19 protein-coding genes are annotated in these 22,068 nt (G+C 39.1%); 10 read left to right on the forward strand and 9 right to left on the reverse strand.

What is annotated here, in order from left to right; all coding sequences use genetic code 11:
* Together ACYUCW_RS15665 and yddG are read right to left on the reverse strand one after the other, a co-directional pair.
* The coding region (locus ACYUCW_RS15665; RefSeq protein WP_460408985.1) for an aminotransferase class I/II-fold pyridoxal phosphate-dependent enzyme at nt 1-809 on the reverse strand (809 nt) is incomplete at its 3' end.
* Nucleotides 810-997: 188 nt separating this feature from the next.
* Nucleotides 998-1,933 (reverse strand): aromatic amino acid DMT transporter YddG, encoded by a 936-nt coding sequence (gene yddG, locus ACYUCW_RS15670; RefSeq protein WP_004245877.1) that lies wholly within the window; start codon nt 1,931-1,933, stop codon nt 998-1,000.
* Nucleotides 1,934-2,802: 869 nt separating this feature from the next.
* On the opposite strand from yddG, the gene ACYUCW_RS15675 reads away from it, so the two are divergent.
* The 6 genes from ACYUCW_RS15675 to ACYUCW_RS15700 all read left to right on the forward strand — a co-directional run bounded on the left by ACYUCW_RS15675 (nt 2,803) and on the right by ACYUCW_RS15700 (nt 8,642).
* Complete coding sequence (locus tag ACYUCW_RS15675) at nt 2,803-3,363, forward strand: fimbrial protein (RefSeq protein WP_163748844.1); 561 nt, start codon at nt 2,803-2,805, stop codon at nt 3,361-3,363.
* A 98-nt stretch (nt 3,364-3,461) separates the two neighbouring features.
* Nucleotides 3,462-4,139 (forward strand): fimbrial biogenesis chaperone, encoded by a 678-nt coding sequence (locus tag ACYUCW_RS15680; protein ID WP_163748843.1) that lies wholly within the window; start codon nt 3,462-3,464, stop codon nt 4,137-4,139.
* A 36-nt stretch (nt 4,140-4,175) separates the two neighbouring features.
* Entirely contained in the window at nt 4,176-6,707 is a 2,532-nt protein-coding gene (locus ACYUCW_RS15685; protein ID WP_004249176.1) for a fimbria/pilus outer membrane usher protein, read from the forward strand.
* Entirely contained in the window at nt 6,707-7,225 is a 519-nt protein-coding gene (locus ACYUCW_RS15690) for a fimbrial protein (RefSeq protein ID WP_004245882.1), read from the forward strand. Before ACYUCW_RS15685 ends, ACYUCW_RS15690 begins: the two co-directional genes overlap by 1 nt.
* Nucleotides 7,225-8,298 (forward strand): fimbrial protein, encoded by a 1,074-nt coding sequence (locus ACYUCW_RS15695; RefSeq protein WP_004249173.1) that lies wholly within the window; start codon nt 7,225-7,227, stop codon nt 8,296-8,298. The genes ACYUCW_RS15690 and ACYUCW_RS15695 overlap by 1 nt, the downstream gene beginning before the upstream one ends.
* Before the next feature lie 26 nt (nt 8,299-8,324).
* The gene (locus tag ACYUCW_RS15700; RefSeq protein ID WP_004245886.1) at nt 8,325-8,642 is read left to right on the forward strand and encodes a helix-turn-helix domain-containing protein; all 318 of its coding nucleotides are present in this window, start codon (nt 8,325-8,327) and stop codon (nt 8,640-8,642) included.
* 132 nt (nt 8,643-8,774) lie between these two features.
* Here the strand turns inward: ACYUCW_RS15700 and potD are convergent, their stop codons facing one another.
* The 5 genes from potD to ACYUCW_RS15725 form a co-directional block, all read right to left on the reverse strand.
* Entirely contained in the window at nt 8,775-9,818 is a 1,044-nt protein-coding gene (gene potD, locus ACYUCW_RS15705; protein WP_004245887.1) for a spermidine/putrescine ABC transporter substrate-binding protein PotD, read from the reverse strand.
* A gap of 116 nt (nt 9,819-9,934) precedes the next feature.
* On the reverse strand, nt 9,935-10,714 hold the full coding sequence (gene potC, locus ACYUCW_RS15710) for a spermidine/putrescine ABC transporter permease PotC (protein WP_004245888.1): 780 nt from the start codon (nt 10,712-10,714) through the stop codon (nt 9,935-9,937).
* The gene (gene potB / locus ACYUCW_RS15715) at nt 10,711-11,571 is read right to left on the reverse strand and encodes a spermidine/putrescine ABC transporter permease PotB (protein ID WP_004249172.1); all 861 of its coding nucleotides are present in this window, start codon (nt 11,569-11,571) and stop codon (nt 10,711-10,713) included. The genes potC and potB overlap by 4 nt, the downstream gene beginning before the upstream one ends.
* Complete coding sequence (gene potA, locus ACYUCW_RS15720) at nt 11,555-12,670, reverse strand: spermidine/putrescine ABC transporter ATP-binding protein PotA (protein WP_004245891.1); 1,116 nt, start codon at nt 12,668-12,670, stop codon at nt 11,555-11,557. Before potA ends, potB begins: the two co-directional genes overlap by 17 nt.
* Nucleotides 12,671-13,113: 443 nt before the next feature.
* Entirely contained in the window at nt 13,114-14,388 is a 1,275-nt protein-coding gene (locus ACYUCW_RS15725; RefSeq protein WP_460408990.1) for a S8 family peptidase, read from the reverse strand.
* Nucleotides 14,389-14,731: 343 nt separating this feature from the next.
* Between ACYUCW_RS15725 and dusA the strand changes: the two genes are divergently transcribed.
* Entirely contained in the window at nt 14,732-15,766 is a 1,035-nt protein-coding gene (dusA, locus tag ACYUCW_RS15730) for a tRNA dihydrouridine(20/20a) synthase DusA (RefSeq protein WP_004249169.1), read from the forward strand.
* A gap of 106 nt (nt 15,767-15,872) precedes the next feature.
* Here dusA and ACYUCW_RS15735 read toward each other — a convergent pair whose 3' ends face one another.
* A complete protein-coding gene (locus tag ACYUCW_RS15735) occupies nt 15,873-16,856 on the reverse strand; it encodes an NADPH:quinone reductase (protein ID WP_004245895.1) in 984 nt (327 codons plus the stop codon).
* A 167-nt stretch (nt 16,857-17,023) separates the two neighbouring features.
* On the opposite strand from ACYUCW_RS15735, the gene dnaB reads away from it, so the two are divergent.
* The 3 genes from dnaB to ACYUCW_RS15750 are packed head-to-tail and all read left to right on the forward strand — an operon-like array spanning nt 17,024 to nt 20,814.
* Nucleotides 17,024-18,433: a replicative DNA helicase gene (gene dnaB, locus ACYUCW_RS15740; protein WP_004245896.1), complete on the forward strand. Its 1,410-nt coding sequence runs from the start codon at nt 17,024-17,026 to the stop codon at nt 18,431-18,433.
* 40 nt (nt 18,434-18,473) lie between these two features.
* Nucleotides 18,474-19,565, forward strand: coding sequence for an alanine racemase (gene alr / locus ACYUCW_RS15745; protein WP_036907212.1), 1,092 nt, complete (start codon nt 18,474-18,476; stop codon nt 19,563-19,565).
* Nucleotides 19,566-19,620: 55 nt separating this feature from the next.
* On the forward strand, nt 19,621-20,814 hold the full coding sequence (locus ACYUCW_RS15750) for an amino acid aminotransferase (protein WP_163748840.1): 1,194 nt from the start codon (nt 19,621-19,623) through the stop codon (nt 20,812-20,814).
* 121 nt (nt 20,815-20,935) lie between these two features.
* Here ACYUCW_RS15750 and ACYUCW_RS15755 read toward each other — a convergent pair.
* Nucleotides 20,936-22,068 (reverse strand): L-cysteine desulfidase family protein (locus ACYUCW_RS15755; protein ID WP_460408992.1); only part of this gene is annotated, 1,133 nt, incomplete at its 5' end.

Consider the following 22,068-nt stretch of genomic DNA (forward strand, 5'->3'; position numbering starts at 1 on the left):
GCTCCTGTTCCACGCAATGGAGCAACACGGCATCGCGCAATATAAGCAGCCGCACCAAAGTGCTCAACATAATTAACCCCATGATAAGAGACATCCGGTGTATTGAGGATTTCAAAACGATCTTTATGTTCAGCCCAAGGAAATTTACCTGAATCAACGACGATCCCACCAATAGAGTTACCATGACCACCAATATATTTAGTGAGTGAGTGAATAATAATATCAGCACCATGCTCAAAAGGGCGACATAGGTAAGGCGTTGCTACCGTATTATCAACAATTAAAGGGACACCATGACGATGAGCCACAGTGGCGAGAGCTTGAATATCAACAATATTACCACTTGGATTAGTGATAGATTCACAAAATACCGCTTTGGTTTTCTCATCAATTAACGCTTCAAGTGCCAGCAGATCATCATGGGGGGCAAAACGCGCTTCGATACCGATACGGGGAAAAGTATGTGCCATTAAGTTATATGTACCACCATAGAGTTTCGCAACCGACACAATGTTATCGCCCACTTGTGCAATGGTCTGGATAGCATAAGTAATCGCGGCCATACCCGATGCCACAGCAACTGCTGCAATCCCTCCTTCTAAGGCGGCAACGCGTTGTTCCAATACATCATTGGTTGGGTTCATGATACGCGTGTAGATATTGCCAGGTACTTTTAAGTCAAATAGATCAGCACCATGTTGCGTATCATCAAATGCATAAGAGGTGGTTTGGTAAATAGGCACCGCAACAGCTTTGGTGGTTGGATCAGGTGAATAACCAGCGTGAACAGAAAGTGTCTCAAGTTTCATAGCAATCCCTTTGTTCTTATCATATAGGTAGCATCTAAATAAAAATTAGATCTTTTAACTTATAAGTAATATAGATAAGCGGATATTAGCCTTGTCGCATAGTGAAAAAATTTCAACTTATACCAATGAGACTTTTTTAAAATCGAGAGTATTTATTCAAATACCCCCAATTGGCACGAAAATTTGACTTAAGAACCCTGTTTTACATTCGATTTGCTCGTTTTTGGCATTTTTGTCATTTTTTGACGAGTCGCTAACCAACAAATTAAAGAGCCGCCTGTCACCATCATAACGCCTTGCCAAAATGAAAAAGAGAGTGCTGTAGAGAGTAGTAGGGATGAAAAAGCCGTAGAAATTACCGGAGTAAAATAAGAAAGCGTCGCTAATAATGTCACATTACCGCTGATCATTCCTGCTGTCCACGCCGCATTAGCTAACCCTATCGCAGCCCCAGTAATAAGTAACAGTGAGATACTTTTTACATTAACCACCCACTCGATTGGAGCAGAAAAAATATATTGCCCCCAAAGTGCCAATGCCGTTAAGAAAAAGAAAGGCACAATACCATTATGTCCCCCCGAAATAAGACGAGTCACATTACTGTAAAATGCCCATAACACGGCGCCGATAAACGCCAAAATATAACTGAGAGGGTTACGACAAATATTATTCCATAAGCTTTCTATTGTCAGTGGATTATCACCACTAACAACCCAAACAAGCCCACTGAATGAGCATAATAAACCCACAATCAATAGGATAGAGAATCGCTGTTTATTTAAGAATACCGCTAATGCCAGTGTAAAGCTGGGCCATAAATAGTTAACCATGCCAAGCTCTATAGCTTGTGCTCTATCACTAGCAAATCCTAACGCCAACGATAAACAGATTTCATAGCTAACAAATAAAAGTGCCCCCCAAGCAAGGTAACGCTTAGGAAAAAGAGATAACTTAGGTACCCCTAAGATCAAAATCAAAAACAGCGTTCCCGTTGTGTAAATCAGCGCAGCACCCCCTACCGCACCAAAATACTCACTGATATTGCGAATTAACCCAACAATGGTACTCCAAAGGAATATCGCCACAATGCCATAGAGTGTTCCTTTTGATGTACTGGAAATCATGTTTATACCTTCAGATTTAAGTTTTTCTCTATATAGCCGATAGTAAAACAGAATCGGGATAATTGCTTGAATTACTCACTCCCTATAGAAGAAGCGCACTCGAAAATGAAACATTTTGTTACAATTAATATAGCAAATTAAATATATTGATTTACTCCCAATACGAGTAATAAAAGTATCTTTTATTTTTATACGATAAAAATACGCTTTGTAATTTCCAATAAAAATGAATAAACAATATTTCTATTTTATTTACAAATAGTAAATTTTAATTTTAAAATTTACTTAAATGCCCCCTTTCAGCGTGCTTTTTTGCTTAACAAAAAGCCATTTTTCGTTTCATTTTATAAAAAAACTATCCATAAAATACATTTTATGAAACATCATCTTATAAGTATAAGTACGCTATCTTTTTACGATGCACCAGATAAATAATGAGATAGATGTAATAAAATCAAATAAAAAACCAAGCAATATCAATCAGATAAAAAATCACTCACAAAACATTAGACAAAGTAATATATTTTTCTATTTTTTAACAATTAAATATTACCGATAGTTGAGCAGATATTAATAGAATTTATCTATAAAACCAGCAAAAAACGATCGTTTAAAACGATTTCTCTATTTTTTTTACCACATTTATAATTTTTGTAAATTTGACTTAAGTGAATATATGGCAATTTATTCTTTTTCACGAAGATTGCTATCACTCGCTTTTGTTTTAATAAATAAAATAGTCTTATTTGGCATTTTCCAAAAATAATTTAATCCTTGTTTTTTATTATTAATAATAAAAACAGAATTAAATATTAGCTTATTTTATTAAGCTAAGTATTAAATATATATTGAAAATATAGGAACATTTAATGAAAAAGTTATTATTATCTGCAATTATTACTTCAGCAATGACCATAATTGCTACACCTGCACTAGCAGAAGATACTGGTACACCAGCACCAACAGAAGTTACAGTTAATGGTGGTACTATTAACTTTGAAGGTTCTGTCGTTAATGCTGCTTGTGGTGTTGATAGTAGTTCAAGTAACCAAACTGTTCGTTTGGGTCAATTCCGTGTCGCTGAATTCACTAAAAAAGGTGATGAAACAGGACGTATTCCTTTTAGCATTAAATTAAATAACTGCGATATTACTGTTTCATCATTAGCAGCAATTACCTTTAACGGTACAGCTTCTGATGGTGATGCAACTGCATTCGCATTACAAGGCAGTGGCGCAGCAACCAATGTAGCGTTAAAAATTACCGATTCAAGCAGCAAAAATGTTGTTCCAGGACAACCTTCTTCAACTCAAAAATTAATCGAAGGTGAAAACCAATTAAATTATAACGCTTCTCTTATTTCCACTGATGATACAGTGAAGGCAGGTAGCGCAAACGTTACAACTAACTTTATGGTGACTTACTCTTAATCACTTCATCACTTTTGATTGATGTCTTATCGCCAAGGACGGCCTATTTTTATCAAAAGTATTATTACTCCATATTCATTAGCTAATAAATATTTATTATGAAAAAGATATTTGCTTTTATTATTTTTTTATTCCCACTTATTGCTTATTCTAATGGTGTTTCATTAGGTGCTACGCGTATTATTTATAATTCTAATATTAAACAAACTAATCTTGTTGTGACTAATTCAGATAAAGAGAATAGTTTTCTAATTCAATCATGGGTATCTGATAATCAAGGTAATAAAAATAATGATTTTATTGTTACCCCTCCTTTATATATTCTTGACGCTAATAAAGAGAATGCTTTAAGAATTATGTATACAGGTGAACCTTTACCTGCAGATCGCGAAAGTTTATTTTGGATGAATGTCAAAGCTATTCCTTCTTTAGATGAAAAGCTTGCTAATGAAAATACACTACAAATTGCCATCCAGAGTCGGATAAAGCTTTTCTACCGTCCTAGTGGATTGTCCGCTTATACTGAAAAATATGCCAATGAAGTGACTTTTTCCTATAAAAATGGGGAGTTAATTGCCCATAATCCAACACCTTATCATATTACTATGGCCAATTTAGCCGCAGCCGACAGTCAACTTCCTTCAAGTATTATGATTAACCCATTTTCACAATTAACATTAGGAAAAGTTAATCAGAATGCTAATACCATTTCATTCCAAACCATTAATGATTATGGCGCACAGACTCCTGTTTTAAAAAAAGAAATCGTTCATTAATCACAGCATCTTTTTCAACCCTGTTGGTCAAAAACCATGGTTAATAAGAATACTAATAAAGATATCGTTTATTTTCTCTTTCCAAGTGTCATTGCATTGTCATTGACGCTGTCCTTTTCATCATATAGCGCAAACCGATTTAATCCTGCATTTTTGGCTGACTCTCCTGATGCCGTCACCGATTTAAGTTATTTTGAAGCAGGCAACCGCATTAAACCCGGTGATTATCTTCTTGATATTGTTTTTAATCATGAGTATCTGCGTAGTGAAAATATTCATTTTATTAGTCAAGATAACCATGTTATTCCTTGTTTAAATCGAGATGATTATCAATCACTCGGGATCAATATTAAACTATTTGCTGATTTTGAGAAATTCTCGGCAAATGAATGTATTGATATTGAAAAAATCATTCCAGATTCTGTTGTTAATTATGATATTGAGAAACAAGCTTTAAATATTCAAGTCCCTCAAGCCGCGTTAGATCTGAAAGCGCGCGGTTATATTCCACCAGAAAAATGGGATAACGGTATAACAGCAGGTATTTTAAACTACACCTTTAGTGGCGCTAATAGCTGGGGAAATTCTCATAATAATAGCTACTATTTAAATCTACGTAGTGGGATCAATATTGGTGCTTGGCGATTACGCGATTATTCCACTTGGAATTCGTCAAACGGGAAAAACCAATGGAACCATATCAATACCTATCTGCAACGCAATATTGTGTCATTAAGAAGCCAATTACAAATTGGTGATAGTTATACCTCATCAACACTTTTTGACAGTGTTAATTTTCGAGGTATTTCATTAGAAAGTGACGACACTATGTTACCTGATAGCCAAAGAGGATTTGCACCTGTAGTCAGAGGTATTGCTAAAGGCAATGCTAAAGTGGTGATCCGCCAAAACGGTTATGTGATTTATCAAACCTTTGTTTCTCCGGGTGCTTTTGAAATCCGTGATCTCTATCCAACGTCAAATAGTGGCGACCTCTATGTCACCATTGAAGAAAATGATGGTAGCAAACACAGCTATGTTGTGCCTTATTCTGCTGTACCTATTTTACAGCGAGAAGGCCAAAAACAGTTTGTCATCCAAGCCGGTGAAATACGCCAAAATAACCAACATAAAAAACCTCGCTTTATACAAGGTCATCTTATTTATGGCTTACCCTATGACACCACTGTCTATGGCGGTGCATTAGCAACAAAAGATTACCAATCTTATGCCCTAGGAGCAGGTAAAAATATGGGTACCCTAGGTGCCTTCTCTACCGATATCACCTTTGCTCATAGCCAATTGCCAAATAACTCAACATCAGATGGTTATTCTTTACGTTTTCTTTATGCCAAGTCGTTAAACCAATTTGGCACAAACTTTCAATTGCTCGGTTATCGTTACTCTACTTCGGGTTTTTACACATTAGATGAGACATTAAATACGCGTATGTCCGGTTATCTGTATGAAGATAATCAAAAAAAACCGTTGAGTTATTTTAATTTGCATAATCGCAAGAAAGGGAGCCTACAAATTAATTTATCACAACAACTGGGGGATTATGGCTCTATTTTTATGATGACCAACTGGCAAAATTATTGGGGAACTAATGAGAAAAATGTCCTAGTACAAACCGGCTACAATGGCAATATTAAAGGGCTCTCTTATAACGTCATTTATAGTTATAACAGAATGATGAATAGTGGTCAGCGTGACCAAACATTGTCTGTGGGTCTTTCTATCCCATTACAATTGCTAATGCCGACAAGTTATCAATCCATCAATAGCACTTATCTCACATATAATTACAGCCACAATAATAACGGTTACTCGACACATAATGCGGGGATTGCTGGTACATTATTGGAAGACAATACCCTTAATTACAGTGTTCAACAAGGTTATAGCAATCAAGGCGGAAACTATACCGGTAGTGCGGCGTTGGGTTATCAAAGTCGCTATGGCAATTTAAATGCTAGCTATAACTATCATCAAGATGCTCAACAAATTAACTATAGCCTCGCTGGAGGTATGCTACTCCATAGTGGCGGATTAACCTTAAGCCAACCCTTAAGCGCTAATGCCATTTTAGTAGATGCTCGTAATACTGCGGATGTACCGATTGATAATGCGACAGGGGTTTATACTGACTGGCGAGGGTTTGCCGTTATTCCCTATGCTACCGCTTATCGACAAAATCGAGTGGCATTAGACACCACCGCATTACCCGATAATGTTGAAATTGAGCAAAACATTAAGCAAGTGATCCCAACACAAGGCGCCGTCATTAAAGTTCAGTTTGATGCTAAAAAAGGGTATCGCTTATTACTGACGCTACAACACCAAGGTCGCCCACTCCCTTTTGGGGCAATAGCAACTGATAAACAAAATCATCTGTCCGGTATTGTTGGCGATGATGGCTTACTCTACTTATCGGGTGTCCCTGATTCAGGAAAATTAGAGATCCGCTGGGGGCATAATGCCTCTCAATACTGTCAAGTGAACTATCAATTACCCGCCTCTCAACTTGATGAACCTTTTGTGAAAATGACACAGGAGTGCCAATAATGCACAAATTAATGCTTATTGTAGCGTTGTCATTACTGTTTACCACTAAGGGATCTGCTTACGATACATTGGTACACATTAATGCCAGAGTAACAGGAAACACATGTACGGTAGAGACAAACTCAAAACGTATTACCGTAAAATTAGGCCAAATCGCCACAAAAGATTTTATTTCTACGACGATAACGCAACAACGTACGCCTGTTATCCCTTTTAGTATTAAATTAGTCGATTGCCAACCTGAAGCCAGTGCTGTGAAGGTCAGTTTTAATGGTCGTGCCGATCCTATTGATAACGCCTTACTCGCCATTGATGCAACGGGTGCCAAGGGAGTTGCCATTTCCATTATGGATAACTCAGGAGCTTCCATCGATATTAACGATAAAAGCCAGTCTTATACCTTATTGCCTAACCAAGATAATACCCTGCAATTTTATGCTCGCTATGTAGCGACTCAACTTCCTGTTCAAGCCGGATCGGCGAATGCAACAGCAACCTTTTTACTGGAGTACCAATAATGACACGCTCTTTTTATTTCTTCACATTGCTGGTTTCTCTTCTTTGTATCCCGAGCCAAATGGCATGGGCTATTGCAGATCCATTAGTGGTAACCCCTCCACCTATGAATTTTGATGGTGCCGCCGATGGTACTCCCGCAGGAACGCCCATCACGTCAACTTGGATAGGTGAAACCTCTGTCCATAATGGTTTCAAATGTGAGAAGAAATTTTTGCAAAAATGTTGGGTTGAAACCCTCTATGCTAATGCTACTGGTTCAAAAATTAGCGGGATCTACTATTACGAAGGTAGTAATCGTTATCCTGTTTATTCACTCCCCGGAGTTAAAGGTATCGGCTATGCTTTTGGTTTAAAAGATAACAATGATAGTGTTGCTTACGTACCTATTGATGTTGATAACGGTTCGGGTGCAACGGTGATTTATCCTGCAGTAGGCTCTACCGTTAACCATAATGTGGATCGCGTTTCACTGAAAGGCAAAGTCGTCTTTGTGGTGACAGATAAACATCTTGAGACTGGCGTTTATAACATTCCATATACAGTTATCGCCAATACATGGTCTGAATATGGTGGAGGCCATAAAGGCAATAATACCTCTATCGTAGCAATTAACCCCGTCACTATTACTATTAAAGCTCGAGGCTGTACCGTAAATACCAAAAATCTCACCTATGAATTAGGTGATATCTCAATGCGAGATATGGCAGCCATTGGTTCAACATCAAAAAGTCAGGCTAAACCCATCTCTGTTACATGCGATAGTAATGTGCATTTATATGCCAGCATGACCGATCAGTCTACCTATTCTAATAATACAGATATCCTCACACTGACATCAGACTCTGATGCTTCTGGTATTGGTATTCAATTTTTCTTTAATGATAATCCAACTCCCGTGGTGTATGGCCCTGATATCAGTGCGATAGGACAACCTAACCAACGTTTACTCCATATAACAACTTCTAACAACGAAAACTACATATTAAACCTGTCAACTCGCTATATCACGACTGGGACACTAAAACCGGGTAAAGCAAACGGATTAGCCAGTCTCACTTTTTCTTATCAATAATGATTTGAATTTTTAAGGCTGATGAAATGATTGATAGCAGCAAAACGATTAATTTTCGTATAGGACAACGAATACGTCACTTGCGAAAAAATTTAAAATATTCGGGGAAACTATTTGCCAAAGAGTTAGGCATAAGTCAGCAACAACTTTCACGGTATGAACGAGGAACAAATAGGATCAGTATTGAGTTTGTTTATTTAATTACTGAAAAGTTTGATGTTCATATCAGCTATTTCTTACAAAGTAACTATATGATTAATATTGAGCAACAACGAAATATACAAGAAAAAAACAGCCTGCTGATTGCCGAGGCTTGTATAAAAAATGGCACTAATCGCCCTTAACTTATTTATCCTTTCGGTTCAAATACACACTGTCATCTATTTTATCGTTGATTTAATGATAATGTTCTCTTTTTTCTATACAAAATAAGAAGCCACCGTTTAACGGTGGCTTTTTGGTACTGATAAACTTAATTAACGACCCGCTTTCAGTTTTTGGTAATAGCTTTCGTATAAAACCGTCGCTTCACCCACATCATTTTGCCATTCGCCTTTACTGATAATCTCTTCACTAGGGTAAAGTGAGCTATCTTTTGTGATAGCTTTTGGCAATAATTTTTGTGCCGCTAAATTAGGTGTTGGATAGCCGATATTTTCAGCCACTTTTGCAGCAACTTCAGGGCGTAATAAGAAGTCGATAAGCTTATGCGCACCTTCAACATTTTTTGCATTTGCAGGAATAGCTAAGCTGTCCATCCAGAAGATACCGCCCTCTTTTGGCCATACCAACTCAATAGGAGCACCGGCTTCTCGCGCAATAAATGCAGAGCCATTCCAGATCATCCCTAGATTCACTTCTCCTTGCATATAAGGATTGGCAGGATTATCCGAATTAAAAGCCAGTACATTAGGCATCAGCTTTTGTAACTCTTTATAGGCTTCTTCAATCTGTTTTGGATCTGTGGTATTACCTGAATAGCCTAATTTTAATAAAGCCATTTGGAATACTTCACGTGCATCATCCGTTAACAGTAAACTATCTTTATATTCCGGTTTCCATAAATCAGCCCATGAAGTAATGCTACTTACATCAACTTCATCACTATTAATCCCTATCGCAGTCGCTCCCCAAATATAAGGGATTGAGTAGTCATTTTGAGGATCGAATGATTTATGTAATAAACTTGGGTCAAGATTATCAAAATTACTGAGCTTTGATTTATCAATCTTCTGTAGCATCCCCTCATGACTCATTTTAGAAATAAAATAAGTTGAAGGAACCACCAAATCATAAGCACCGTCTTTATAGGTTTTTAATTTGGTATACATGCTTTCGTTAGATTCGTAGGTGGAGTAAATCACCTTAATCCCAGTCTCTTTTGTAAACTGTTCCAGCAATCCTGGCGGTACATATTCCGTCCAGTTATAGAAATAGATTGTCTTACCATCATCAGCCGATGCTGTACCAATACTTAATGCCATTACACTGGCAGCAAGTACAGAGGACCACTTTTTCATTTAGGCTTCCTTCAGTGGTTGATGCGTTAATATCAAATAGGCGTAACGCCTACCTCCAACAGATTTGGTCATCAAGACCGTAAAAAGTGCGAGAAACTCGCACTAATACTTTTAAATTACGCTTTGCCAGTTCTATCTCGTAAGATCAACTGACTAATTAATACTAATACTAATGATAGCCCTAAAAGGATGGTTGCCAGTGCATTCACTTCCGGTGAAACACCTACTTTTACCATTGAGTAAATTTTTAATGGTAAAATTTCATAGCTTGGTCCAGTCACAAAAGAGGAGACAACCACGTCATCCATCGATAACGTAAAGCTTAATAACCAACCCGAGGCTACTGCTGGCATCGCTAATGGCATAATGATTTTACGTAAAATAGTAAATTCACCCGCCCCTAGATCCTTAGCGGCTTCAAGCATTTTGACATCAAAACCACTGAGTCGCGAATAAACCGTGACCACCACAAAAGGCAGACAAAAGGTAATATGCGACACCAGTAATGACCAAAACCCTAAGGAAATGCCTAATAGCATAAATAAAACCAATAATGAAATCGCCATCACAATATCTGGCGACATCATCACCACAAACAGCATACCACCAACAAACTTTTTACCACGAAAACGATAACGATAAAGCGCCACCGCAGCCAATGAACCAATCAACGTCGCAAAGGTTGCTGAGGTGACTGCCATCGTTAATGAATGCCCTGCAGCTTGTAGCAGGCTGTCATTATTTAATAAAATGGTATACCAGTCAGTGGTAAAGCCTTTCCAGTTGATCCCGAAACGTGATGAGTTAAAAGAGTTAACTATCAGAATGATAATCGGGATATAAAGATACGCGTAAATGATGGACATAAATCCACCCCGCAATAACCGTCCTATCATTCTATTTCTACCTTCTTATGCAGTAGTTTTACGGCTCGGTAATACACAAATAGCATTAACCCCATCACCAGTGTTAAACAGATACTGGTAGCTGCCCCAAATGGCCAGTCGCGAATATTTAAGAATTGGCTCTTTATTACGTTACCAATAAGTAGGTTTTTCGCGCCCCCCATTAAGTCCGCCACAAAGAATAAGCCCATGGCAGGTAACATTACCAATAAACAACCTGCGATGATCCCCGGCATAGTTAATGGGATAATAATACGAATAAAGGTCTGTAATTTATTCGCACCGAGATCTCGAGCCGCTTCCAAACAGGGTTTATCCAGTTTTTCAATGCTGGAATAGAGTGGCAGAACCATAAAAGGTAATAAAATATAAACCAACCCTAATACTACCGCCTCTGGGGTATAAATGATCCTTAGCGGTTTATCGATAAGCCCTATCCACAATAGAAACTCATTAAAATAGCCTTTCGTACTGAGAAAAATCTTTAACCCATAAATACGAATAAGTGAGTTAGTCCAAAAGGGAACTATTAATAAAAACAGCAGTAATGGTTGTATTTTCTTAGGCATTTTTGCCAGAAAAAAAGCAAAAGGATAACCTAATATTAAACAAGCTAAGGTCGCTACCAATGCCATATTAATAGAGTGCAGTAATACTTCTGCATACATTGGATCAAATAAGCGATAATAGTTATCGAGTGTAAAAATCATCTCGACTAAATTTGCATCATCACGGGTTAAAAAACTGGTGGCGATGATCATGATATTCGGTAAGAAGACGAACACCATTAACCAACCCACAACACCAGTAATAACGATGTTTTGAAATAGTTTACGTGTTTTCTTCATCAGCCAGCACGACCTCCCAGCTCTCAACCCAAGTTACCGCTATCTTTTGGTCTAACGAGTGATCAACATCCGGATCATCTTCATTAAAGAATTCACTCACCATCACCATCTTGCCATTTTCCATTTCAACAACAGAATCTAGCGTCATGCCTTTATAGTTACGTTCACGAACATAACCGATAAGTCCCGGAAGGTTTTCAAGATCGTGTATCTCTTCAACGCGCAGATCTTCTGGTCTGAGTAACACTTTCAGTTGCTGATTTTGAGTAACAGGTAATTGCGTATAAATATCGCATTCGTGCCCTTCAACATCCGCTCTAATACGTGTCTCATCAATACGATGTAGGACACGTGCATCAAAGATATTGATTTCACCTATAAATTGCGCAACGAATAAGTTAGTTGGCTCTTCATAGATTTCTCGAGGCGTGCCATCTTGCTCAATACGCCCTTCTTTCATTACCACGATCCTATCTGACATAGTCAGTGCTTCTTCCTGATCGTGGGTGACGAAAATAAAGGTGATCCCCAGTTTTCGTTGTAAGGCTTTTAGCTCATTTTGCATCTGCTTACGTAATTTGTAATCCAGAGCAGACAATGATTCGTCTAACAACAATACCTTCGGCTTATTGACCACCGCCCGTGCAATCGCAACCCGTTGCTGTTGACCACCAGAAAGGTGAGCAGGACGACGTTGGGCAAAGTCCTCCAGTTGCACCATACGTAACGCTTCCATAACGCGACTATTGATCTCTGCAGCAGGTGTTTTCTGCATACGTAGACCAAAAGCCACATTTTCAAATACGGTCATATGGGGAAACAGGGCATAACTTTGGAAAACGGTATTTACAAAACGCTGTTCTGCTGGAATATGGGTAATATCCTGTCCATCTAGGATAATTTGTCCATCATCCGCGTCTTCTAAGCCCGCAATTAAACGTAATACCGTCGTCTTACCACAGCCTGAAGGGCCGAGTATGGTTAAAAACTCGCCATGGTTGATAGTCAGATCGAGGCGGGAAATGATTTGTTTTCCGTCGAAACCTTTACTTAAGGATTTTAATTCGACTAGTGGTGTCAGAGATGTTTTCTCAGTCATTTAAGGTAATACTCTATCCCGAAGAATAATGCAGATAGAACCGCCGCCGGAAAAGACTGTGTGAGCTGCCGGAGCAGTATGCTCCACAGAAGCCCAAAACCAGCAACGCCGTATGTATAGTACAAGGGGCAAATGATAAACGTAGTGAGGTAAAATTGAAAGCAAAAAGGTACATTTCTTATGAAAAACTATTCATTTTTAAGCTTTTCATCATAACTCTCGACTTTGTTATAAAAAACAAAAAATAGAATATAATCAAATAATTAATAATAAGTATAAATACTAATAAATTATTTTAATTTATGATTAAATAAATTTTTTATCACAAATCATTCTATCGCGGTATTTTCAAGTCTAAAACAGACTTAAAAAAGATTATTTTCAGCAAGATAAATACTAAAAATACCTTCCATAGTCTTAAGCCATAGAAGGTATCCTTTCTATTAATTATATTGGATTAAATTTTTTAAATGTAAGATGGCATTATTTACATTAGGCAAAGGGCCTATCTTTTCATTTAATGATGGATAAGTTCCTGTTTTAATCAGTAGCTCTCGCATCTCTATTGGCGTTAATACCGTGTTGGTTTTATCTTTATACCAAGATTGAATAACCGCAGCCGCCCCCGCGACTAATGCACAGGCTGATGATGTTCCACTAAAATTAGCCGTATATTTGTTATTCCCGTCACCATGAAAAAGATCACCATATCCGGCAGTAGTCACATCTTCTCCCCATGCTTGCACATGAATGGGGGAGCCATGCGTTGAGAAAGGTAAACGATTTAGCGTATAAGGCGAGCCCGCACCGACACGTATAGAGTGGTTATCGCTACGTTGACGATAGCTATCATAAAAAGGTAAATCGAGATCAACCCCTCCATTGCCGGCAGCCATGATCACAATAATCCCCGCTTCTGTTAATGTACGAGTTGCCTCCCAGATATGCATTTCATAATCAGCAGGAACATAAGCATGATGTTCACAAACTGTCTGCATCTCATATAAAACAATATCACCCGCGTGTAATTTCTGTTTACTGGCAATAATTGCTTCAATACGACCACTGCTTAATTCTGATATGGCATAAAACATATCTAATTTATAAGCAAGCCCAGTAATACCTTTACCGTCTTTTTTCCCCATAATTAACCCCGCCACTGCCGTACCATGGTCGGCTTGATCGGTTTTTTCAGTTAAAGGAAAAAGTGGCGTGATATTATTAGCTAACAAATCGGGATGTGATAAATCAAAATCCCACTCAATATCGGCCACCTGTATACCTTGTCCATAAGCATTTTTATTCCAAGCGTCTATAATACCTAACCCAGTTATTTCATTTGATTTTATTTTTGGGGTTTTTAAATAATGCTGATGGCGAGTTAAATCCGGCGTAATATTAGGTGGCTGTACAGGTAATTTTGGAATTTTTTGCACATATTCTATATCAGGATGTTGTTTTAATATTTTAATAATTTCATCTAATGTATATGTGTTATCATTAGGTAAATTTAAATAATAGTAATCATTTAAATGATTTGATGTAAGAGAAAGATGATTTTTAGGTGGTAATTGTGATGATGATAATACTGGAACAAAAGAAATATTAGATAAAAATGTATTATATTGATTATGGTAACCAGAGCGTAATAGTTTTTTATTTTGATCAAGTGAATGTGTATTTTTTAGTTTGACTAGTATTTTCCTTTCAATATTCATAACCAATGCTCCTTTTCTATTTTTTATTTTTACTTTTGTTTTATAACGTAGATTTTTGAGCATTGGCTATTTTCATTTTTAATAGCATTGAGATAAATTTAATTATTAAGATAATATACTGTGTATTAGTCGCCCCTCTCATATCGAACTAAACACATTCCTCCATCAAGCAAATGGCGTAGCAAGTAGCAATAACTTGACCAAAATGCATCTACTTTAATCTTTAATACTTATCTTTCTGGCTGTATCATACTTAACAACTTGCTATGTTATACTACTCCTTTATTTCTACCTTTATGTTCATCAGGGTAGTCGCCATCTAAATCGACGAAAGAATTACAGCATGTCAGAAAATACAGAACGCAATAAAACAACAGAAAATCACCCTATTAATGATAATAAAAGAACAGATAATTTGAATCGCTTCTCTGTTGCACCTATGCTCGATTGGACTGATCGCCATTGCCGTTATTTCTTTCGCCAGCTTACCAAAAATACTTTGCTGTATACTGAAATGGTCACAACAGGTGCCATTATTCATGGCAAAGGTGATTATTTAAAATATAGCAACGAAGAGCACCCGATCTCATTACAGCTTGGCGGCAGTGATCCACAAGCGTTAGCGCAATGTGCAAAATTGGCACAAGAGCGTGGCTATGATGAAATTAATTTAAATGTAGGTTGCCCTTCTGATCGGGTACAAAATGGACGCTTTGGTGCTTGTTTAATGGGTGAAGCACAACTCGTTGCAGATTGCGTGAAAGCTATGCGTGATGTGGTCGATATTCCTGTGACGGTAAAAACACGTATTGGCATCGACAACCAAGATAGTTATCAATTTCTATGTGATTTTATTGATACCGTCAGCCGTGATAATAACTGCGATACCTTTATTATTCATGCTCGCAAAGCTTGGTTATCGGGATTAAGCCCCAAAGAAAACCGCGAAGTGCCTCCTTTAGATTATCCTCGTGTTTATCAATTAAAACGTGATTTCTCGCATCTCACTATGGCAATTAATGGGGGAATTAAGTCACTAGAAGAGGCGCAGGAGCACTTAAAATATATGGATGGTGTTATGGTAGGTCGCGAGGCTTATCAAAATCCATCAATATTGGCTCATGTGGATCACGTGCTTTTTGATAATCAGTTACCTGTTACTAATGCCGTCGCTGCCGTAAAAGCTATGTATCCTTATATTGAAAAAGAGCTCTCACAAGGCACTTATTTAGGTCATATCACCCGCCATATGTTGGGAATTTTCCAAGGTATTCCTGGGGCAAGACAATGGCGCCGTCATTTAAGTGAAAATGCCCACAAACAAGGTGCTGATTTAACCGTGCTAGAGAATGCGCTCAAGTTTGTGACCGAAAAATAGTCCTTTTTAACCCGTGATAAAAATCCATCTTACTCAAATTGCTTAATCAACTATTTAGTTAATCAGTTAATAAAGATGGATTTTTTATACTTGTAAACTTTAAAAACTATGGGATCAATAGACTTGAACCTTGAGATTGACGACTTTCAAGATAACGGTGTGCGGCTTTAGCATCAGCTAATGCAAATTTCTGATTATCTGGCACACTGACATCAATTTTACCACGACCAATTAACGTAAATAGTGCTTCACTTGCTGCATCTAACTCTTCGCGCGTCGTAATGTAGCCGGAAATAGAAGGACGAGTAACATAAAGTGAACCCAATTTATTAAGAATACCTAAATCAACCCCTGTTACCGCACCAGAAGCGTTACCAAAACTGACCATTAAGCCTCGGCGTTGCAAACAGTGCAACGAATCCAACCAAGTTGCTTTGCCAACAGAATCATACACAACGGGTACTTTTTGGTTATTGGTGAGCGCAAGGACACGTTCAACAATAGATTCAGTTTGATAGTTAATCACTTTCCATGCACCTGCGGCCTTAGCTTTAGCCACTTTCTCATCACTGCCTGCGGTACCAATCATTTTAGCGCCAATCGCTTTCGCCCATTGGCTGGCAATTAGCCCGACGCCACCAGCCGCTGCATGGAATAAAAAGGTTTCCCCTGCACGTAATTTGTATGTTTCATTGAATAGATAATAAACCGTTAATCCTTTCAAAAAAGAGGCGGCGGCTTGTTCAAAAGAGATATTATCAGGCAGGCGAGCTACTTTATTTTCTGGTACATTATGCGTATCACTGTAGGCGCCTAATGGAGATTGTGCATATACAACTCTATCCCCTTCTTTAAGTGAAGTAACATGAGCGCCTGTTTTAATCACAACACCGGCAGCTTCAGTTCCTAAGCCACTTGGGAAATGCTCTACTGGATATAATCCGCTACGCACATAAGTATCAATATAATTAATGCCAATGGCTTTATTGGCAACCTGTACTTCGTTATCGCCTAGAGGGGCGGGGGTAAATGAAGTTAGCTCGAGTACATCGGCATTACCATGAGCTGCAAACTGAATGCGTTTAGCCATCGTAATCTCCTTTATAAGATTGATGATTGACCTAGGATTATATAAACCAGCGTTGTAACGACCTGTAGAGATAATGACAAATGATCGTTATTTCTACAAGGCACAGATTATTGGGTTAGCGTATACTAATGCGCTGATTGATATTTTTTCGACTTTGTGCAGGATTTATGGCCAGAAACAAGACCACTGACAAGCTAATGTCTGAGATAAAAGATCGCCAAATGGAAGGGTTGAAACTTCCCCCCCATTCGCTAGAAGCCGAACAATCGGTGTTAGGCGGTCTAATGATAGATAACGAGCGTTGGGATAATGTCTCCGAGCGTGTCACTGCCGATGATTTTTATAGCCGACCTCATCGCACTATTTTTGCGCAAATGCAGCGTTTACTTGAGCTGGGTAAACCTATTGATCTGATAACCTTATCAGAAGCACTAGAACAAAACGCAGAATTAGAAAGCGTTGGAGGCTTTGCTTATTTAGCAGAACTATCCAAAAATACGCCAAGTGCAGCCAATATTAACGCTTATGCCGACATTGTTCGTGAGCGTGCTGTCGTTCGCGATATGATCAAAGTCGCCAATGAAATTGCTGATGCTGGATTTGATCCCCAAGGACGCACCAGCGAAGATCTGCTCGATTTTGCTGAATCTCGCGTCTTTCAAATTGCCGAAACCCGCGCCAATAAAGATGAAGGGCCAAAAGCAATTGATGCCATTTTAGAAGAAACCGTTGAAAAAATAGAGCAACTCTACCAAAAACCTCATGATGGTGTGACGGGGGTATCCAGTGGCTATCAAGATCTGGATAAAAAAACTGCCGGACTGCAAAAATCAGATTTAATTATTGTCGCAGCACGTCCTTCTATGGGTAAAACCACCTTCGCGATGAACTTATGCGAAAATGCGGCAATGACGGAAGAAAAACCTGTACTTATCTTTAGCTTAGAGATGCCAGGTAACCAAATCATGATGCGTATGCTCGCTTCATTGTCTCGCGTGGATCAAACCCGTATTCGTACTGGGCAACTTGACGATGAAGATTGGGCGCGTATTTCAAGTACCATGGGTATTTTGCTTGAAAAACGTAATATGTATATTGATGATTCCTCTGGTTTAACCCCCACCGAGGTGCGCTCTCGTGCCCGAAGAATTTATCGTGAACATGGCGGTTTAAGCCTAATCATGATTGACTACTTGCAGTTAATGAGAGTACCTTCATTATCTGAGAACCGAACTTTAGAAATTGCTGAAATTTCACGCTCTTTGAAAGCATTAGCTAAAGAATTACAGGTTCCTGTTGTCGCTCTGTCACAGTTAAACCGTAGTTTGGAACAACGTGCTGATAAGCGCCCAGTTAACTCTGACTTACGTGAATCGGGCTCTATTGAGCAAGATGCCGACTTGATTATGTTTATCTATCGTGACGAAGTTTATCACGAAAATAGCGACCTAAAAGGGGTGGCAGAAATTATCATTGGTAAACAGCGTAATGGCCCTATCGGTACGGTAAGACTAACCTTTAATGGTCAATGGTCTCGCTTTGATAACTACGCAGGCCCTGCTTACGACGACGAATAACCATCCACCTTGACGGAATAAAAGGAAATAGAGAAATAACATGAAAGCGGCAACCGCAGTAATAGATCGCCGCGCTCTGCGTCACAATTTTCAGCATGTGAGAGACTATGCACCACATAGCCACCTGATAGCTGTCGTGAAAGCAAACGCTTATGGTCATGGGTTATTAGAAACAGCATATACTTTAATGGATGATGCTGATTGTTTTGGCGTAGCACGTATCGGTGAAGCTTTAACATTACGTAGTGGGGGGATTGTGAAACCCATCCTACTACTTGAAGGCTTCTTTGATGCTGTTGATTTACCCATTTTGGTGGTTAACCATATTGAGACTGTTGTTCATAGTGAAGAGCAACTCGAAGCGTTAGAAAATGCCGATTTAGAAGAACCCGTAAAAGTCTGGATGAAGCTCGATACTGGAATGCATCGTTTAGGCGTCCGTCCTGAAGAAGCTGAGGCTTTTTATCAACGACTTTGTGCTTGTAAAAATGTCCAACAACCCGTCAATTTGGTCAGTCATTTTAGTCGCGCGGATGAGCCTGATATTCCTGAAGTCACACAAAATCAAATTCAGCTATTTCAAACCTTTATCCAAGATAAAGCGGGTGATAAATCTATCGCTGCTTCTGCGGGAATTTTATTTTGGCCACAAGTCCATTATCAATGGGTTCGCCCTGGGATCATCACATACGGTATCTCACCAACGGGTGATAACAGAACAGGTAAAGACTTTGGTTTAACCCCGGCAATGACACTAAAAACGAGCCTTATTGCGGTTCGTAAACATAAAGCAGGTGAACCCGTTGGTTATGGTGGTACATGGGTAAGTGAAAAAGATACTTATCTGGGTGTTATTGCTATCGGTTATGGTGATGGTTACCCACGTAGTGCACCTTCTGGTACTCCTGTTTGGATCAACGGTCGAAAAGTGCCGATTGTTGGACGCGTTTCTATGGATATGATCAGCGTCGATTTGGGATCTGAGCTAATTGATCGTGTCGGTGATGAAGCTATTTTATGGGGAGATGTGCTACCCGTAGAAGAAATTGCCAAATATAGTGGTATTAGCGCGTACGAATTAATTACCAAATTAACTTCGCGCGTCATTATGGAATACCTAGACGAACAATAGCACACAAGATATTGTATCTATCTGGCACACAAAAAGTGATTGGAGAATAAAAGCCGTGTTTCAACAGGTTGAAGCGTTTGCGGGAGATCCGATTCTCTCATTAATGGATGTCTATAATAAAGATCCACGTCAAGATAAAATTAACCTAAGTATTGGTCTTTATTATGATGAAGAAGGCAAAACCCCCATTCTAGGCACTGTGTCTGTGGCGCGTCAGCAGCTTAATGCGATGACACCTACCGCAACACTGTATTTGCCAATGGAAGGACTCGCCCCTTATCGCCACGAAGTACAGACTCTCCTTTTTGGTGCTGATAACCCGCTTATTGCAGACAAAAAGATTGCTACCATACAAACATTAGGTGGCTCCGGAGCGCTAAAAGTCGGCGCAGATTTTCTACATCGCTATTTTCCAAGCTCTGAAGTTTGGATCAGTGATCCCACTTGGGACAATCATGCGTCTATTTTTGCGGGCTCCGGTTTTAAAGTAAATTATTATCCTTATTTTGATCCCGAAACCAAAGGGGTCAAATTCGATGCATTAATAGATTGCTTTAAAAAACTTCCTGAAAAAAGCATCGTACTGATGCACCCATGTTGCCATAATCCAACAGGATCCGATCTCACCAAAGGACAATGGGATCAGGTCATTGAGATCCTAAAAGCGCGTCAAGCAATCCCTTTCCTTGATATTGCTTATCAGGGATTTGCTGAAAGTTTAGATGATGATGCTTATGCGGTTCGCGTTATGGCAAAAGCAGGGTTACCTGTATTAGTCAGTAACTCATTCTCTAAAATCTTCGGGATTTATGGGGAACGGGCGGGTGGCTTATCGATTGTATGTGATAACGCGAAAGAGTGTGAGCATGTATTAGGGCAATTAAAAGCGGGCGCACGTCGTATCTATTCAAGTCCTGCTAACTATGGCGCACAACTGGTTAATCAAGTTTTATCAGATCATGTATTAACCGCGCAATGGCAAAAAGAAGTGGCTCATATGCGTGACCGCATCAAAGAGATGCGTGTAACTTTAGTTAATGCCTTAAAAGAAGCATTACCTGAGAAAAACTTTGATCATTTATTAACACAACGCGGTATGTTCAGTTATACCGGCTTTTCACCAGAGCAAGTAGATAGATTACGTGAAGAGTTTGGTATTTACCTGATTGGTACAGGTCGTGTTTGTATGGCGGGTGTCAATAACAATAATGTGCAGCGCATTGCACAAGCCTTTGCAGCCGTCAGTTAATTAATATAACCAACCATTCGTTGCTGATATTAGCTTAAAAAAATACCTGCCTATTTTCATAAGCAGGTATTTTCTTTACTGCATTACAACATTTTTCACTGTCTTTTTAGGTCTTTGCCTTTTATGCATTGACAGCTTGCTGCTTTTCCCCGGCATTACGGCGTGCTTTTTCTTCCATGATCTCAATAATTTGAATATCTGTATGTTGCATTGCACGACTGGCTAATGCGCAGAGATTCGCAATTGAACTATCAACATCATCACTGACAATCCCGTCAGTGCCCGCTACACTTTGATTTTGCATCGCCATTAAAACGGCTTTATACGCACTCGCCGCACTACTTGATACTTTCATTGCACAGCTATTCGAGGCGCCATCACAGATAATGCCACTAATATCACCAATCATACTGTTGATTGACATACTTACAGTGGTGAAATCTTTAGTCAGTAGCCATGCCATACCCGCAGCCGCCCCCATTGATGCAGTGGTTGCCGCACACAATGCAGACAGAGGTGGGAAATGGCTATGAACATAAATCGCCATTAAGTGCGATAAAACTAATGCCCGTAATAAAGTTTCGTCATCTGCTTGAATAAATTCAGCAACTACCATTACCGGCAATGTTGCAGCAATGCCTTGATTACCGGAGCCTGAGTTACTCATAGCAGGTAATACAGCGCCCCCCATACGTGCATCTGAAGCGGCAGACGTTCTTATCATGATTTCACTCAGTAAATCCTTACCTAATAAGCCATTCTCTTGCTGTGAAACCAGCGTCCGCCCTATCGCCAACCCATAACTATTTTTTAGTCCTTCTTCTGATAAAGCACCATTTAGATAAGCCGCATCAAGCATAAAGGCGACTTGATCTATAGGTACATTGAGTGCAAAGCGATAAATATCTTCAGCACAAACCGTCGCAAAAGGCTTTTCTTCTACGCTATCCCCGGCATGAGTCAAACTCGTTTTATCATCCTCAAAAACAACTTTGCCATTACACTCACAGCGCATAACATGGGTATGCTCTTTAGCAATACTGACAATGGCATAACCTGACTGACCATATACTTTTGCTTCGGAGTAGAGTACATCACTACATGGCGTTTTCACGCCAACCGTCACTTTTCCTTCAGCAACCAATGTCTTAGCCTGAGCGATAGCTTGTGGTGATGCTGTAAGTAATACTTCAAGGCCAGCATCCGGATTGCCCCCTGTCGCCCCTAATGCAGCCGCGATGGGTAATCCCGCCA

Source organism: Proteus sp. MB838 (assembly GCF_054767435.1).

What these genes read in the sequence shown, in the direction of transcription:
- yddG (WP_004245877.1), bottom strand. Translation starts at nt 1,933, where the DNA reads ATGATTTCCAGTACATCAAAAGGAACACTCTATGGCATTGTGGCGATA.
- ACYUCW_RS15675 (WP_163748844.1), top strand. Translation starts at nt 2,803, where the DNA reads ATGAAAAAGTTATTATTATCTGCAATTATTACTTCAGCAATGACCATA.
- ACYUCW_RS15680 (WP_163748843.1), top strand. Translation starts at nt 3,462, where the DNA reads ATGAAAAAGATATTTGCTTTTATTATTTTTTTATTCCCACTTATTGCT.
- ACYUCW_RS15685 (WP_004249176.1), top strand. Translation starts at nt 4,176, where the DNA reads ATGGTTAATAAGAATACTAATAAAGATATCGTTTATTTTCTCTTTCCA.
- ACYUCW_RS15690 (WP_004245882.1), top strand. Translation starts at nt 6,707, where the DNA reads ATGCACAAATTAATGCTTATTGTAGCGTTGTCATTACTGTTTACCACT.
- ACYUCW_RS15695 (WP_004249173.1), top strand. Translation starts at nt 7,225, where the DNA reads ATGACACGCTCTTTTTATTTCTTCACATTGCTGGTTTCTCTTCTTTGT.
- ACYUCW_RS15700 (WP_004245886.1), top strand. Translation starts at nt 8,325, where the DNA reads ATGATTGATAGCAGCAAAACGATTAATTTTCGTATAGGACAACGAATA.
- potD (WP_004245887.1), bottom strand. Translation starts at nt 9,818, where the DNA reads ATGAAAAAGTGGTCCTCTGTACTTGCTGCCAGTGTAATGGCATTAAGT.
- potC (WP_004245888.1), bottom strand. Translation starts at nt 10,714, where the DNA reads ATGATAGGACGGTTATTGCGGGGTGGATTTATGTCCATCATTTACGCG.
- potB (WP_004249172.1), bottom strand. Translation starts at nt 11,571, where the DNA reads ATGAAGAAAACACGTAAACTATTTCAAAACATCGTTATTACTGGTGTT.
- potA (WP_004245891.1), bottom strand. Translation starts at nt 12,670, where the DNA reads ATGACTGAGAAAACATCTCTGACACCACTAGTCGAATTAAAATCCTTA.
- ACYUCW_RS15725 (WP_460408990.1), bottom strand. Translation starts at nt 14,388, where the DNA reads ATGAATATTGAAAGGAAAATACTAGTCAAACTAAAAAATACACATTCA.
- dusA (WP_004249169.1), top strand. Translation starts at nt 14,732, where the DNA reads ATGTCAGAAAATACAGAACGCAATAAAACAACAGAAAATCACCCTATT.
- ACYUCW_RS15735 (WP_004245895.1), bottom strand. Translation starts at nt 16,856, where the DNA reads ATGGCTAAACGCATTCAGTTTGCAGCTCATGGTAATGCCGATGTACTC.
- dnaB (WP_004245896.1), top strand. Translation starts at nt 17,024, where the DNA reads ATGGCCAGAAACAAGACCACTGACAAGCTAATGTCTGAGATAAAAGAT.
- alr (WP_036907212.1), top strand. Translation starts at nt 18,474, where the DNA reads ATGAAAGCGGCAACCGCAGTAATAGATCGCCGCGCTCTGCGTCACAAT.